Raw genomic sequence first — 15,670 nt, 5'->3', positions numbered from 1 at the left:
AGAATCTATATCAAATGGCCCATTGTAAGAGGTGGGCCTTTTCTAACTTTTAAAATGTCATATCTATGAAACATATAAAACGTTTTGCATTCGCAATCTTAGTTATTTTAAGTGTGTCTTGTTCTTCTGATGATGATAATTCAGGTACCAACAACGAAAACAATATTACAGTAGGAGCATCGGTTTATGAAATGAAAACAGCCATTGTAGAACCTGCTTCAATAGGTCAGTATGTATATTTAAGTGTAAGCAATAAAACTGAGGCAGAAATAACAGCTGCTATTAATGGGACGACAATCAATAATGTGGATTTGTTTTCGGCTCGAATTAATGCGTTGGATCTTACACCTAATAGAACTTACAACCTATCAGAAATTTCAAGTTTAGAGTTTGTTGTTGATGGTGATTTTATTGGTGCTGAGTTTGAAAATGGTGTGAGTCAATTTTATTTAGGTGATGGAACTTCGGACTTAAGAGTAGTTGATGGTAGTATTACAGTTATAGATTACACTGTAGATTCTATTAGTTTATCATTTAGCTTAACCCGAGCAGACGGTAAAGACATAACAGGAGGTTTTGAAGGCTCTTATTTATATCTGACTTCAGGTGATGAATAGGTTTTTCTAAAAAACTATAATATTAAGGTTCATCCATTAGTGATGAGCCTTTTTTTATGAATAAAAAAAGACTCACTATTATGGTGAGACTAATTAATTTAATTTTATCATTTTAGTTACTAACCCCAATACCTTATCATGTTGTTCTTGTAATGATAAATTAGAATTATCAATTTCTATAGCATCGTCTGCTTTTATTAAGGGAGAATCTTTTCGTGTAGAATCTAAATAATCTCGCTCCTGAACATTTTTTAAAACATTTTCATAGATAACATCATCTCCCCTATCTATTAACTCTTTATAACGTCTTTCTGCTCTTGTTTCGGCTGAGGCTGTCATAAATATTTTAAGTTCAGCATCAGGAAAAACTACGGTGCCAATATCCCTGCCATCCATAACCACACCTTTATCATTTCCTATTTGTTGCTGTATAGCTACTAGTTTTTTTCGTACTTCAGATACTGCTGCTACTTTACTAACAAATCCTGAAACTTCTAAAGTTCTAATGGCTTTTTCTACATTTTCATCATTCAAATAAACCTCTGCAAATCCCAAGTTTTCATTAAATTTAAAACTAATATCAATCTTATTTAATTGATCAATAAGCGCTTCAATATTAAAATCGTCTTCATTAATTAAGCCTTGTTTCATAGCGTATAAAGTTACAGCTCTATACATAGCTCCAGAATCTACATATACATAACCTAATTTGTTTGCTATTTGTTTTGCTATGGTGCTTTTTCCTGTAGAAGAATGCCCATCTATGGCAATTGTAATTTTATTACTCATTTATTGTAAATCTATTTGTAATCCAAAGAAATTAGCATTAGCAGCACTAGAATATTTAGCGTGCGCATAACTAAATCGCATTTTATTCAATTTTATTGAAAAACCTGCTGACAGACCTGAAAAGTTTCGTTGTTCTAAAATACGAAGTTCCTCACCTCTTCTAAAGTTATAAGCCAATCGAATATTAAATCCACCTTCCGGAAACAATTCTGCCCCAAGAATGGTATGCCTAATAACCTGACCTAAAAACCCGATTTTTTCTTCAGTTTGGTTACCACTTAAATCACTAGTTGCTCTTGCAGGATTTGAAGTAGCAATAGGCCATTTCTGTAAGTTTTCGAAAGTTACATGCCAGCGAATGGGTACATTTTCTAATGTTTGAGACATTCCAAAATCAAGTTCAAAAGGTAAAGGCTCATTTAAACCCGCATAGGTGGTTATTTGAGTTCCAAAATTTCTAACAACTAAAGCAGCATTAAAATCAATGTTTTCATCTATATATAACAAACCTAAATCTACCGCAGCACCAAAAGAACTATATTGTTCCAGTTTTGAAGTAATGAGTTTTAAATTTCCACCAAAATAAAAATCAGAACGTCCTATTTGCAAAGCATACCCTAAAGATAATGCTGTTTCACTTCCCGTAAATGTACCGGTACTGTTTCCAGACTCATCATAACCATCAAAACTACCATAATTAATATACGTAATTCCACCATGAAAGGTTTGGGTACGTCTATCCAAAGTATAGGCATAAGCTGCAGTCCCGTAACTAATTCCCCCTAAATAACTCGTATAATTTAATGCCAATTGATTATCCATCTCTACATTTATTGTTGCAGGATTGAATAAACCTTGTGTCACATCATAATCAACATTTGTTAACACCTTTCCGCCAAGAGCTGCTTGTCTGGGTGATGATACTAAATTGAGAAATTGATAAGTAGATTCGCCACCCAACTGAGCGTAGGATGAAAAACAGATTATAAAATAAAAAGATGCAATTATTTTCTTTAGCATATTTACAATACAAAGTAAGTAAATCTATCTTTAAACGTTAGCATGTGTCTTTTATTTTAATTAAAAAAATAGATGCCTAAAAAAAAACCTCGAAATAACTCGAGGTTTTTCAAATTAAACATTTTAAAGCTTCTTTGGGTTAGTAACTTTCTGATTTGTAAGTGCTAATTTAATAACATCACTCATATCTGTGACATAATGAAAGGTTAGACCTTTTAAATATTCTGGTTTTATTTCTTCTATATCACGTCTATTTTCTTCGCAAAGCAAAATTTCTTTAATTCTTGCTCGTTTTGCAGCTAATATTTTTTCTTTAATGCCTCCTACAGGAAGTACTTTTCCACGCAACGTTATTTCTCCTGTCATTGCTATGCTCTTCTTTACTTTTCGTTGAGTAAATAAGGATATTAATGAAGTTAGCATGGTAACACCCGCGCTTGGTCCATCTTTTGGAGTTGCACCTTCTGGTACGTGAATATGAACATTATATTTATCGAAAATAGCTGTATCTATTCCAAACTCGTCTGCATTAGATTTAATATACTCCATTGCTATAGTAGCGGATTCTTTCATAACTTTACCTAAATTCCCTGTTATTGAAAGACTCCCTTTTCCTTTTGATAAAATAGATTCTATAAACAAAATATCACCACCAACACTTGTCCAAGCTAATCCAGTAACAACACCTGCCACATTATTATTTTCATATTTGTCACGTTCTAATTTTGGACCTCCTAAAACCTCTATAATATCTTCGTTTGACACTTTAATATTATATTCATCTTCCATGGCAATATTTTTAGCTGCATACCGCACCATCTTTGCAATTTGCTTTTCTAAACCACGAACACCAGATTCACGTGTATAACCTTCTACTATTTTTTCTAATTGAGGTTTGCCTATTTTTAAATGCTGATCAGTTAATCCATGTTCTTTTAATTGTTTTGGAAGTAAATGTCTTTTAGCAATTTCAACTTTCTCTTCTATGGTGTACCCCGTAACATTGATAATTTCCATTCTATCGCGTAATGCAGGTTGAATGGTTGATAAGCTATTTGAAGTTGCAATAAACATCACTTTAGAAAGATCATACCCCAATTCCAAAAAGTTATCATAAAACTCACTGTTTTGCTCTGGATCTAACACCTCTAACATGGCTGATGATGGATCGCCTTGATGTGAATTTGACAATTTATCAATTTCATCCAATACAAAAACCGGGTTTGAAGTACCCGCTTTTTTCAAACTTTGAATGATTCGTCCAGGCATAGCTCCAATATATGTCTTACGATGACCTCTAATTTCAGCTTCATCGCGCAAGCCTCCTAAAGAAATCCGTACATATTCGCGTCCTAAAGCTTCTGCTATAGATTTTCCTAAAGATGTTTTACCAACTCCCGGGGGGCCATATAAACACAAAATAGGAGATTTCATATCGTTTCGCAATTTTAAAACCGCCAAATATTCAATAATTCTTCGCTTTACATCCTCTAAACCAAAATGGTCTCTGTCAAGGATTTTCATAGCGCGCTTTAAATCAAACTTATCCTTACTAAACTCATTCCAAGGCAAATCTAAAAATAACTCCAAATAATTTCGCTGAATGGAATATTCTGCCACTTGTGGATTCATCCGCTGCATTTTTGCAATTTCTTTTTCAAAATGCTTTGCCACCTTTTCATCCCATTTTTTTTCACTGGCTTTAGCCTTCATTTCATCAATTTCCTCATCATGGCTAACACCTCCCAATTCTTCTTGAATGGTTTTCATTTGCTGATGCAAGAAATACTCGCGTTGCTGTTGGCTCATATCCATTTGAACTTTAGACTGGATATCATTCTTAAGTTCTAACTTCTGAAACTCAATATTCATAAATTTCAAAGTAGCCAAAGCACGTTTTTTAAGATCGTCCATTTCTAAAAGCACCTGTTTTTCAGGTACTGAAAGATTCATGTTTGACGACACAAAATTTATTAAAAAAGAACTGCTTTCAATGTTTTTTATAGCAAATGATGCTTCACTGGGAATGTTTGGGCTTTCCTTAATAATTTCAAGAGCCAAATCTTTTATGGATTCAATAATAGCCATAAACTCCTTGTTTTTTAAAGCTGGTCTCGCTTCAGGTATTTCTCTTACCGTGGCATTCATATACGGATCCTCAGTAATAACCTCAGCAACTTTAAAGCGTTTTTTCCCTTGAATAATAACGGTTACATTACCATCTGGCATTTTAAGCACACGTAATATTTTTGCTACCGTACCTGTTTCATGGATTTCTTTAGCCGTGGGATTTTCAATAGACTCATCTTTTTGAGCTACAACACCAATTACTTTACTACCTTTATTAGCATCATTAATTAGTTTGATAGACTTATCTCTACCTGCCGTAATAGGAATAACCACTCCAGGAAAAAGCACCGTATTTCTCAACGACAAAATAGGTAAGGTTTCTGGCAAGTCTTCTTTATTGATTTCTTCTTCGTCCTCTGGTGTCATTAATGGAATTAATTCTGAGTTTTCATCAAATTCCTGTAATGACAAACTGTCAAGGGTGATAAAATTAGATTTCTTCATATATTTATTTAAGTCAATCTGTCATAAAAACAAGATTAAACATTTATTTTATTTTTTACAAAAAACACTAAACAACTGAAAAACAAATATTTAACAACATAGCAAAGTGTACCGTCTATTTATAAATTCAATAGCCATGCCAATTCTTAATTCTGGATTTAGGATTCTTAAATCTTACCGGTTTTCTTCAAAACAAATAATAATACAATAGGAATTGCTAACAAACCAACCATGAGTAAATTGGTTGAAAATAACATAGGATAAAGTAATAAAGTAATAACATAGCCACCAATAGCACCACCAAAATGAGCATCGTGACCAATATTTCCTATTCTATTTTTCATACCATAAATAGAGTATAATAAATAACCAATACCAAACAAATAGGCAGGAATTGGAATGGGGATAAAAAACAAATACAAATTCATACCCGGCTGTAATAAAATTGCTGAATACAAAACACCTACAACTGCACCACTTGCGCCAACGGCACTATATTGATATTCGTTTTTATGAAAATATAGTGATAATAAATTGCCAAAAACCAAGCTTACAAAATAAACAACTAAAAAGCCCATAGTACCCAGATACGCTAACACTGTACCTGCAAAAAAGTATAGTGTAAGCATATTAAAAAGTAAGTGCTGCGTATCAACATGTAAAAAACCAGCACTAAACAATCTGATTTTTTCACCTCGTTGAATAGAACCAATTTGGAATTTATATTTTTCAAAAAAACCAAAATCACCAAACCCTTTATAGGAAATAATAACGTTAGCTGCAATAATTATTATAGTAATGATACTTAAGTTAACCATACTTTACAAAGTTTAAAATCAAATTTAATATATATTTGCGATTGCAAATTTAAAGTTAATTCATGCAATTTCTAATATATATTATTATTTATCCATTATTATGGCTTATTTCTATATTGCCATTTAAATTGCTATATCTAATTTCTGACGTAACATACCTACTCGTCTATTATATTATTGGTTATAGAAAAAAAGTAGTAACCAATAACTTAAACCTTGTATTCCCAGAAAAAACTGAAAAAGAAATTACTGTTATTAGTAAAAAATTCTATCATCACTTATGTGATATGATTCTTGAAGCCGTTAAATCTATTACCATTTCTGAAACTGAAATGAAAAAACGATATATTTTTACCAATGTTGAAGAAATTCATAAACTTGAAAAAGAAAACAAAAGTATTATTTTGTTAATGGGGCATTATGCCAGTTGGGAATGGATATTTATTTTACAAAAACAAATAAACCATAAGGGTTATGCGGTTTACAAAAAATTAAGTAATAAATATTTTGATGCTTTAGTAAAACGAATTAGAGCTAAATATGATAGTTATTTAATTACAACAAAAGAAACATTTCCTACGCTTATAAAAGCTAAACAAAATAAAGAATTAACTTTTAATGGCTTTGTATTCGATCAATCACCAAAGGCAGACAAAGCGATACATTGGCAAACATTTATGGGTATAAATGCCCCCGTTCATGTTGGTGCAGAAATTCTTGCTAAGCGATTGGATATGGCTACGTTATTCCTTAAAGTAAAAAAAGTAAAGCGTGGTTTTTATCAAGCTACTTTTATGGATATTGTTAAAAATCCTAACGCGTTTAATGATTTTGAAATAACAGACAATTCACTAAAGCGAGTTGAAGAACAAATTCATGAAGCTCCTGAATTTTATTTATGGACACACAAACGCTGGAAACACAAAGATAAAGCGCCTAAAATTTAGACGCTTATCTCTTTATTATAAAAAAATCTACCTTATTTAAATTCCTGCAATAGACCCTATTTCCGCAATAAACTTATCTGCTAATGTATTGGCCGCTTCTTGCGATTTTGCCTCAGTATAAATTCTAATAATTGGTTCTGTATTACTTTTACGTAAATGTACCCAACTTTCAGAAAAATCAATCTTAACACCATCAATAGTGGTTAATTGTTCATTTTGATAACGTTCTTCTATTGTTTTTAAAATAGCGTCAACATTTAAATTGGGAGTGAGCTGAATTTTCTTTTTACCCATAAAGTAACTTGGATACGTTTTTCTTAATGCACTAACCGACATATCTTTTTCGGCTAACAAACTTAAAAACAAAGCCACACCAACAAGAGCGTCTCGTCCATAATGCGAATCTGGATAAATAATACCTCCATTTCCTTCACCTCCAATAACAACCTTATTTTTTTTCATTAGCTTAACAACATTAACCTCACCAACAGCACTAGCCTCATAAGTGCCACCATGTTTTTCGGTAATATCACGCAAGGCTCTTGTAGAACTCATATTACTTACAGTATTTCCTGGTGTTTTACTTAATACATAATCTGCACATGCTACTAAGGTATACTCTTCTCCAAACATTTCTCCATTCTCATCCATAAATGCCAAACGATCAACATCTGGGTCTACTACAATTCCAAAATTTGCTTTATGCTTTTTTACCTCATCTGACAAATCTCCTAAATGCTCTTTTAACGGTTCTGGATTATGTGGAAAATGTCCGTTTGGTTCACAATGAAGTTTTATAACTTCAACACCTAAGCGTTCTAATAGTAAAGGAATGGCTATCCCGCCTGTTGAATTTACACCATCAACAACGACTTTAAAACGTGCCTTTTCAATGTTTTTTGCGTTTACCAATGGTAAATTTAACACCTCATCTATATGCAAATCTATATACGCTTGATTTTTAGTTATTTTTCCTAAATTATCAACATCTACAAAAGTCATAGCATCACTTTCTGCTATATCTAAGATTTTAGCACCTTCAATAGCATCTAAAAATTCGCCTTTAGCATTTAAAAGTTTTAGTGCATTCCATTGTTTTGGATTATGGCTAGCTGTTAATATAATACCTCCATCGGCATGCTCCATTGGCACGGCAATTTCTACTGTTGGAGTTGTAGAAAGTCCAGCATCAATCACATCAATACCTAAACCAACTAAAGTATTCATAACAAGATTCTGAATCATTTCACCAGAAATCCGGGCATCCCTCCCTACTACTACTTTATGATTGTCTTTATCGCGTTGTTGTTTTAACCAAATACCATAAGCTGATGCAAATTTAACCGCATCAATGGGTGTTAAGTTTTCTCCTACGTTTCCGCCAATTGTTCCTCTAATTCCAGAAATTGATTTTATTAGTGTCATAGTTCATATTAAAATTAAAAGCAAATATAGTATTTCATAAACATAATTCTTTAATTGTATTTCGTAAATTACACCAATGAATTATCTCGCCCACATTTACCTCTCTGGAGAAAACGATTTAATAACTATAGGCAATTTTATGGCTGATGGTATTAAAGGAAAAAATTACAGTAAATTTTCAAAACAAATACAAATTGGTATTTTGTTGCATAGACAAATAGATACATATACGGACGCACACAAAACAGTACGACTAAGTACCAAACGGTTACATGAAAAATATGGCCATTATTCAGGCGTTATTGTTGATATTTTATACGACCATTTTCTGGCTAAAAACTGGAGTAAGTATTGTAATATCCCCTTAGATATTTATGTAGATAATTTTTATAAATCTTTAAAAATTCACTTTGACATATTACCACTGCGTGTTCAAAAAATGCTTCCTTATATGATGGCTGATAATTGGCTCCTCAGCTATGCGACTATTGAAGGCATTTCTAAAATTTTAGTAGGCATGAATCAACGCACAAAAAATCGTTCTGGTATGAATGAAGCTATTACTGAATTAGAAGCTTTTTATTCAGAATTTGAAAACGAATTTTCTGCGTTTTTTGATGATTTAATTAATTTTTCAAAACAAAAATTAATAGAACTTTCAATAAGTGTTTAAAACTGTTTATAGTAATCACATTGAAAATTGATAGAACACCTATTTGTTCGGTAAAGTGCTACTCCCAAACACCGATAATCGTGAGGATGTTACGCCTATCGTTTTTTAAGGTTTTTCTTTCTATAAACCAATCGTATTTAATAATTTAGCCTACTACACGCACCAATCTAATTTAGTTTTATGGCTAAAAAATCAAAAAAAACATTTAAAATAATAGTAGGAGTTATTATCTTTTTTACTCTCCCTAGCTTATTATTATTTGGCTTTGTATACTTCAAATATAATGAAACACTCCCAGTTGGAATACAAGGTGAACAAGCTGATATTTTAGCAAAAAACATGTTAGACGCATTAAATTTTGAAGTCTATAATAATACTAATTATATAGAATGGACTTTTAAAAACCGCCATCATTATAAATGGCAAAAAAACAAAAATATATGTTCCGTATATTGGAAAGACTACAAAGTTATACTAACCCTAAATAACTTAAGTCAAAGTAAAGCATATATACATAGTTTTAAAACTGAAGGCAAAAAAGCAGCTGAACTTATAGATACGGCCATAAAATATTTTAATAATGATTCGTTTTGGTTAGTTGCTCCATATAAAATATTTGATGATGGAGTACAACGCGCATTGGTTAAAGACGAAAATGGAAATGATGCCCTACTTATAACTTACACCCAAGGTGGTTCTACGCCAGGTGATTCTTATTTATGGTTATTAGATAAGAACAACAAACCAAAAAGTTTTAAAATGTGGGTCTCAATTTTACCTATTGGTGGTTTAGAAGCCACTTGGAATAACTGGACAACTACCGAAAGCGGCGCAGTACTACCTACGTTTCACAAAATGCTTTTTTTAGGTATAGAAATGAATCATATACATACCTCTAAATAAAAACTAATTGCCATTAAAAACATAAACAGCTAAGAACTCAATAAAACTTATTTAGATTTCTGACCTATAAAATGGTGGCTTTTAGATTTAAACAAAATATTAAAACTCGTTAAACTACCATAAATTCTTGTTATGTATTGTTGTAAATCAATTTTGCCTTGTTCATCTAAATCACTCGCATTAATACGTTGCTCCATAACTCGTAACCGATCTCTAACCATCGTGATTTTATGAAAAAAGGTGTCAATTGGCAATTCATACGATTTTAAACTGGTATCTCCTGGTTCTAAAATCAATTTACCTCCTTTATATTTATCAGCAATAGGTACTATTTCACTAACATCACTCCATTTCTTTAAAATTTGAACCAAGCTACTTTCTACCTCTGAAAAACTGACAGTATCCACATCACCATCAGCAGCTTCTATAATTTCAAATTCACTGTCTATATTAATGGTTTCCAATCCATTTTCAATAAATGTCACCCAATAATGCTGGGAAGTTACATTAGTAACCACCCCTTTACCAAATTCTGAATGTTCAATTCTTGAACCTATACCTAATATTTTCATGATATAAATTTATTTTCCTATTAATTTATCAAATATCTAAAATTAACTATGGTGAAAATATAAAATTATCCACACAAGCAAAAAAACATATTAAATATTAAACTTTAAAAATCACAAAATTTTGTTAATGTTAAAATACAGTTTAAATCTACTCACCCCTCAACATTAATAGGATATATGACCTAAAAACATCATTAAACATATTCACACATTCAAAATAAAGGGGCATAAAAAAAACAGAACTGTATTTACTTTAAATCCCCCCTTATCAGCGTGGGGTAACAATCAACTTAACTTAAAAACAATAAGTGTTAATTATCTCACAACACACTTGACTGCCATTTAGTTAGATTCTATTTTCACGAACATTAATCAATAAATTAAAATAAATACTATGAAAAAATTATGCTTATTATTACTATTAGCAACAAGCTTTACTTTTGCAAACAACTCAAACCCACAAAACACCCCACAAATTGGTGATGTTTTGGTTATTAACGCGCCTTCAAACAACGCATACAAACACGTTGATTTTCCTAAATTAAATACTATTGTAAAAAGAGGCGGTATTGCTACTTACAAAGGGGTTATTGGAAAACACGTTGTTGTTAAAAAAGTTAATACACAAAATGACGGCAGTACCGAGGTGGTTCTTGAAAGCAAAAACAAAGATAAGTTTTTTCGCTTTTTAAAAACGGTTAAAGCAGACTATCACAAATCACTTGAATCTGGTGAAATATCCAAAATATAATTGTAAACACTCTATTTTATTAGTTAATAGCTCTTTTTACTCTTAAGCCACATAATAATATGTGGCTTTTTTTATTAAAAACAAACGTAAGTTACAAAGCTAAAAACCCATAATAAAATTATTAATAAGCAGCTCTCTAAATGAGATACAAGTGTAGAAAATATATTTTTGGCATTTATTTAACATATTCCTTCACAAGCTAATTTAAAAATAGGCATCTTAAGTTTATATACTAAAATTATTAAAACATTTAATTTAAAAGCCTATGAAAATTACAAACAAAAAACTAATTAAAGGATTTAGTTTATTTTTAACAATTGTTTTTACTGCATGTAATTCTGATGACACAAATATAACCGAAGACGATTCAATAATTTATGATGATGACACCTATTTTTTGGTTGCCGACCAACAAAATAATGAAGCGCATTTAATTAATTATGAAGGAGAGGAACTTTTTAATTGGGATTTAAATGGTGCTTTAGGCAATGATATTAACTTATTGTCTGATGGTAGCTTAATAGTTTGTTTAAAAGCCAATAACGCTTCTTTTACATACGGTGGCTACGGCGGCATATTTAAAAAAATTAATGCTGATCAATCAATAGACTGGGAAATCACTTATTCTACAGACGATTATACAGCACATCACGATGTAGAGTACCTTTCAAACGGAAATATTATTTTTCCTGTTTGGAGTGAATTATCCATAACCGAAGCACGAGAAGAAGGTTTTGCTGCTAATTATAATCTTAATCCTGAATCTATTATTGAAATGAACCCTTTAACTCAAGAAATTGTTTGGGAATGGCATTCAATGGATCATATTATCCAAGATTATGATAATACAAAAAATAATTACGGAGTTGTTGCAGATAATCCTAATAAAATTGATGTTAATTATAATTACCAAACTAGAAATGATGGTGATATTATGCATATTAACGGGTTAACTTTAGATGAGGATAATGACTTGCTTTATTTAACTGTGAATAATTACAGTGAAGTTTGGGTTTTAGACCACAGTACAACCACATTAGAAGCCAGTGGAAACACTGGAGGTAATTACGGTTTAGGCGGAGATCTTATATACCGCTTTGGTAACCCTGAAACCTATGACAATGTTGGTGACTCCACTCTAAACAATGTACATTATCCTAATTTATTAGAAACAGGTAATATGTTAGTTTATGCAAATAGCGTGTATACCAATCAATCTGAAGTAGTTGAATATGAACTAACCCCTCCTTATCAATTAATTGCTGGTCAAGATAATGAACCTAATGTAGTTTGGTCTTTCACAAATAGTAACCTATACTCCTCTGGTCTTTCTAGTGCTGTAAGAATGGATAATGGTAATACACTAATAGCAGAAGGCAGAGATGGAACCTTATGGGAAGTAACCCCTGAAGGGGATATTGAATGGTTATACAAAACACAGTATGCTACAATTTGGCGTACATATGTATTCAATTCAGATTCACCTGCAATCACAGCTTTGGGGCTCTAATAAGTTAATATATTAAATTGCTCTTTAATTAAGAGTTATTAATTTAAAGCCACATTTGTAAATGTGGCTTTTTTTATCCAGTACAATCTTGCTATAAGAGTAAATTGCAAATAAACTTCACGAAAAATTAACAACTAAAATTGTAACTTCGCAGCTTTGCTATATTATGAGTCAATTTGAAGATTTTATTGAAGTTAAAGGAGCACGTGTTCATAATTTAAAAAATATAGATGTATCCATTCCTCGTGAAAAATTAGTAGTTATTACTGGTTTATCGGGTAGTGGAAAATCTTCTCTTGCTTTTGATACTATTTATGCTGAAGGACAGCGTCGGTATATAGAAACATTTTCAGCCTATGCCAGACAGTTTTTAGGAGGTTTAGAACGTCCAGATGTTGACAAAATTGATGGCCTCTCCCCTGTTATTGCTATTGAACAAAAAACAACCAGCAAATCACCACGTTCTACCGTGGGTACCATTACGGAAATTTATGATTTTTTGCGTTTGTTATTCGCCAGAGCAAGTGATGCTTATAGTTACAATACAGGCGATAAAATGGTAAGCTATAGTGATGATCAAATTAAAAAACTTATTGTTAGCGATTTTAAAGGAAAACGCATCAATATTTTAGCTCCTGTTGTACGTTCCAGAAAAGGGCATTATCGCGAATTATTTGAGCAAATTGCCAAACAGGGCTTTGTGAAAGTACGAACAGATGGCGAGATTCAAGACCTTAAAAAAGGTATGAAACTCGACAGATACAAAACCCACGATATAGAAATTGTTATTGACAGATTAGTAATTGATGATTCTGCCGAAAATGACAAACGTTTAACCGAAACTATTAATACTGCTATGTATCATGGTGAAGATGTAATAATGGTTTTAGATCAAGACACAAACCACACACGATATTTTAGTAGAAGTTTAATGTGTCCAACCTCGGGAATTTCTTATCCAAATCCAGAACCAAATAATTTTTCTTTTAATTCCCCAAAAGGAGCTTGCAACAACTGCAACGGCATTGGAACACTTTACCAAGTGAATGAAAATAAAATCATTCCTGACGATACGCTTTCTATTAAAAATGGCGCATTAGCACCTCATGGACCAGAGAAAAACAGTTGGATTTTCAAGCAATTTGAAACCATTGCTCATCGCTACAATTTTAAATTAACGGATGCCTACAAAAATATTCCTGATGCTGCCAAACAAATGATTTTATATGGAGGTAACGAAAAATTTTCTATTGAAAGTAAAACCTTAGGAGTAACTCGCGATTATAAAATAGATTTTGAAGGTGTTGCCAATTTTATTGAAAACCAATATAAAACAGCGGAATCTACCTCTTTAAAACGATGGGCAAAAGATTATATGGATAAAGTTACTTGCCCTGTTTGCAAAGGTTCACGATTGAAAAAAGAATCACTTTATTTTAAAATAAATGGTAAAAACATTGCAGAACTTGCTAATTCAGATATTGTAGAACTTGTTAATTGGTTTAGTGACCTGAATAATCATTTATCGGAAAAACAATTAAAAATTGCCGAAGAAGTCATCAAAGAAATTAAATCAAGGTTGCAATTTCTTTTAGATGTTGGCTTAAATTATTTATCCTTAAACCGGAGTTCAAAATCACTTTCGGGAGGTGAAGCGCAGCGTATTCGTTTAGCAACACAAATTGGCTCTCAATTAGTTGGTGTTTTGTATATCTTAGACGAACCAAGCATTGGTTTACATCAACGTGATAATGAAAAATTAATAAATTCCTTAATCTCTCTTCGGGATATTGGTAATTCTGTTATAGTTGTAGAACACGATAAGGACATGATTGAACGCGCTGATTACGTGATTGATATTGGTCCAAAAGCTGGAAAATATGGCGGCGAAATAATTAGTATTGGCACACCCAAGGAATTAAAAACACACAATACGCTTACTGCCAATTATTTAAATGGAAATAAAGAGATTGAAATCCCCAAAAAACGCCGAGAGGGTAATGGTAAGTTTTTAGAATTAAAAGGGTGTACAGGAAACAATCTAAAAAATGTATCAGTAAAATTTCCTTTAGGAAAAATGATTGGTGTTACAGGTGTTTCTGGTAGTGGAAAATCTACCCTAATTAACGAAACCTTATATCCTATTTTAAATGCTTATTATTTTAATGGCGTAAAAAAACCAATGCCTTATAAAAGTATTAAAGGCATGGAACATATAGACAAAGTGATTGATATCAATCAGTCCCCAATTGGAAGAACACCAAGAAGTAATCCTGCCACATATACTGGTACTTTTAGTGAAATCAGAGCTTTATTTGCTAAAATACCTGAAGCTATGATTCGTGGTTATAAAGCTGGCAGATTTAGTTTTAACGTAAAAGGTGGACGTTGTGAAACTTGCCAAGGTGGAGGTTTACGTGTTATTGAAATGAATTTCCTTCCGGATGTTTACGTAGAATGTGAAACTTGTCAAGGAAAACGTTTTAATCGTGAAACATTAGAAATTCGTTACAAAGGAAAGTCTATAAGCGATGTATTAGACATGACAATAAACGAAGCTGTAGATTTCTTTGAACACATTCCAAAAATTCATAAAAAGCTTAAAACCATTAAGGATGTAGGCTTAGGATATATCACTCTTGGTCAACAAAGTACAACTCTTTCTGGCGGTGAAGCGCAACGCATAAAATTAGCCACAGAGCTTTCAAAAAGAGATACAGGAAACACTTTTTACATTTTAGATGAACCCACTACCGGACTGCATTTTGAAGATATTAGAGTATTAATGATTGTACTTAACAAATTAGCTAATAAAGGCAATACTATATTAATTATAGAACATAACTTAGATGTTATTAAAACCGTTGATCACATTATTGATATTGGTTATGAAGGAGGAAAAGGCGGAGGAAAAGTAATTGTAGAAGGCACCCCCGAAGAAGTAGCCAAACATAAAAAAAGTTATACAGCAAAATTTCTTAAAAAAGAATTGAAATAAATTGCAACTTACAGTTAGATTTAACAACAAAACAATAAATATTTCCACTTTCACAGAAATAAAAAAGATATAC

Annotated in this window: 13 protein-coding genes; 7 read left to right on the top strand and 6 right to left on the bottom strand. The window is 31.9% G+C overall.

Features of this window, described 5'->3' with window-relative positions; all coding sequences use genetic code 11:
- The first annotated feature begins 65 nt into the window (after positions 1-65).
- On the top strand, positions 66-617 hold the full coding sequence (locus tag APS56_RS01615; protein WP_054724144.1) for a hypothetical protein: 552 nt from the start codon (positions 66-68) through the stop codon (positions 615-617).
- Between the two features lie 93 nt (positions 618-710).
- Here the strand turns inward: APS56_RS01615 and cmk are convergent, their stop codons facing one another.
- The 4 genes from cmk to APS56_RS01595 all read right to left on the bottom strand — a co-directional run bounded on the left by cmk (position 711) and on the right by APS56_RS01595 (position 5,818).
- Positions 711-1,406: a (d)CMP kinase gene (gene cmk, locus APS56_RS01610; protein WP_054724142.1), complete on the bottom strand. Its 696-nt coding sequence runs from the start codon at positions 1,404-1,406 to the stop codon at positions 711-713.
- Complete coding sequence (gene porQ / locus APS56_RS01605; protein WP_054724140.1) at positions 1,407-2,426, bottom strand: type IX secretion system protein PorQ; 1,020 nt, start codon at positions 2,424-2,426, stop codon at positions 1,407-1,409. It abuts the gene before it with no gap.
- Positions 2,427-2,549: 123 nt separating this feature from the next.
- Positions 2,550-5,000: an endopeptidase La gene (lon, locus tag APS56_RS01600; RefSeq protein ID WP_054724138.1), complete on the bottom strand. Its 2,451-nt coding sequence runs from the start codon at positions 4,998-5,000 to the stop codon at positions 2,550-2,552.
- Between the two features lie 167 nt (positions 5,001-5,167).
- Positions 5,168-5,818: a rhomboid family intramembrane serine protease gene (locus APS56_RS01595; protein WP_054724136.1), complete on the bottom strand. Its 651-nt coding sequence runs from the start codon at positions 5,816-5,818 to the stop codon at positions 5,168-5,170.
- A 62-nt stretch (positions 5,819-5,880) separates the two neighbouring features.
- On the opposite strand from APS56_RS01595, the gene APS56_RS01590 reads away from it, so the two are divergent.
- Complete coding sequence (locus APS56_RS01590; RefSeq protein WP_054724134.1) at positions 5,881-6,765, top strand: lysophospholipid acyltransferase family protein; 885 nt, start codon at positions 5,881-5,883, stop codon at positions 6,763-6,765.
- A 36-nt stretch (positions 6,766-6,801) separates the two neighbouring features.
- Here the strand turns inward: APS56_RS01590 and glmM are convergent, their stop codons facing one another.
- The gene (glmM, locus tag APS56_RS01585) at positions 6,802-8,190 is read right to left on the bottom strand and encodes a phosphoglucosamine mutase (RefSeq protein WP_054724133.1); all 1,389 of its coding nucleotides are present in this window, start codon (positions 8,188-8,190) and stop codon (positions 6,802-6,804) included.
- Between the two features lie 76 nt (positions 8,191-8,266).
- Between glmM and APS56_RS01580 the strand changes: the two genes are divergently transcribed.
- Together APS56_RS01580 and APS56_RS01575 are read left to right on the top strand one after the other, a co-directional pair.
- Positions 8,267-8,863, top strand: coding sequence for an acyl carrier protein phosphodiesterase (locus APS56_RS01580; RefSeq protein WP_054724131.1), 597 nt, complete (start codon positions 8,267-8,269; stop codon positions 8,861-8,863).
- 180 nt (positions 8,864-9,043) lie between these two features.
- Complete coding sequence (locus tag APS56_RS01575) at positions 9,044-9,766, top strand: hypothetical protein (RefSeq protein ID WP_054724128.1); 723 nt, start codon at positions 9,044-9,046, stop codon at positions 9,764-9,766.
- A gap of 47 nt (positions 9,767-9,813) precedes the next feature.
- On the opposite strand, the gene APS56_RS01570 is transcribed toward APS56_RS01575, so the two are convergent.
- Positions 9,814-10,338 carry a DUF8685 domain-containing protein gene (locus APS56_RS01570; RefSeq protein ID WP_054724126.1) on the bottom strand — a complete coding sequence of 175 codons (525 nt, stop codon included), beginning with the start codon at positions 10,336-10,338 and terminating at the stop codon, positions 9,814-9,816.
- A gap of 394 nt (positions 10,339-10,732) precedes the next feature.
- Here APS56_RS01570 and APS56_RS01565 point away from each other — a divergent pair, with 394 nt between their 5' ends.
- The 3 genes from APS56_RS01565 (at position 10,733) to uvrA (ending at position 15,597) form a co-directional block, all read left to right on the top strand.
- Positions 10,733-11,089 carry a hypothetical protein gene (locus APS56_RS01565; protein WP_054724124.1) on the top strand — a complete coding sequence of 119 codons (357 nt, stop codon included), beginning with the start codon at positions 10,733-10,735 and terminating at the stop codon, positions 11,087-11,089.
- A gap of 265 nt (positions 11,090-11,354) precedes the next feature.
- A complete protein-coding gene (locus APS56_RS01560) occupies positions 11,355-12,599 on the top strand; it encodes an aryl-sulfate sulfotransferase (protein ID WP_054724122.1) in 1,245 nt (414 codons plus the stop codon).
- Positions 12,600-12,765: 166 nt separating this feature from the next.
- Positions 12,766-15,597, top strand: coding sequence for an excinuclease ABC subunit UvrA (gene uvrA / locus APS56_RS01555; RefSeq protein ID WP_054724120.1), 2,832 nt, complete (start codon positions 12,766-12,768; stop codon positions 15,595-15,597).
- Positions 15,598-15,670 lie beyond the last annotated feature (73 nt).

Source organism: Pseudalgibacter alginicilyticus (assembly GCF_001310225.1).
GTDB lineage: Bacteria > Bacteroidota > Bacteroidia > Flavobacteriales > Flavobacteriaceae > Pseudalgibacter > Pseudalgibacter alginicilyticus.
Note: the sequence above shows the minus strand (reverse complement) of the source record. Positions and strands in the feature narration are given on the sequence as shown.

Coding starts and splice junctions, on each gene's coding strand:
- APS56_RS01615 (WP_054724144.1), top strand. CDS start 66: ATGAAACATATAAAACGTTTTGCATTCGCAATCTTAGTTATTTTAAGT.
- cmk (WP_054724142.1), bottom strand. CDS start 1,406: ATGAGTAATAAAATTACAATTGCCATAGATGGGCATTCTTCTACAGGA.
- porQ (WP_054724140.1), bottom strand. CDS start 2,426: ATGCTAAAGAAAATAATTGCATCTTTTTATTTTATAATCTGTTTTTCA.
- lon (WP_054724138.1), bottom strand. CDS start 5,000: ATGAAGAAATCTAATTTTATCACCCTTGACAGTTTGTCATTACAGGAA.
- APS56_RS01595 (WP_054724136.1), bottom strand. CDS start 5,818: ATGGTTAACTTAAGTATCATTACTATAATAATTATTGCAGCTAACGTT.
- APS56_RS01590 (WP_054724134.1), top strand. CDS start 5,881: ATGCAATTTCTAATATATATTATTATTTATCCATTATTATGGCTTATT.
- glmM (WP_054724133.1), bottom strand. CDS start 8,190: ATGACACTAATAAAATCAATTTCTGGAATTAGAGGAACAATTGGCGGA.
- APS56_RS01580 (WP_054724131.1), top strand. CDS start 8,267: ATGAATTATCTCGCCCACATTTACCTCTCTGGAGAAAACGATTTAATA.
- APS56_RS01575 (WP_054724128.1), top strand. CDS start 9,044: ATGGCTAAAAAATCAAAAAAAACATTTAAAATAATAGTAGGAGTTATT.
- APS56_RS01570 (WP_054724126.1), bottom strand. CDS start 10,338: ATGAAAATATTAGGTATAGGTTCAAGAATTGAACATTCAGAATTTGGT.
- APS56_RS01565 (WP_054724124.1), top strand. CDS start 10,733: ATGAAAAAATTATGCTTATTATTACTATTAGCAACAAGCTTTACTTTT.
- APS56_RS01560 (WP_054724122.1), top strand. CDS start 11,355: ATGAAAATTACAAACAAAAAACTAATTAAAGGATTTAGTTTATTTTTA.
- uvrA (WP_054724120.1), top strand. CDS start 12,766: ATGAGTCAATTTGAAGATTTTATTGAAGTTAAAGGAGCACGTGTTCAT.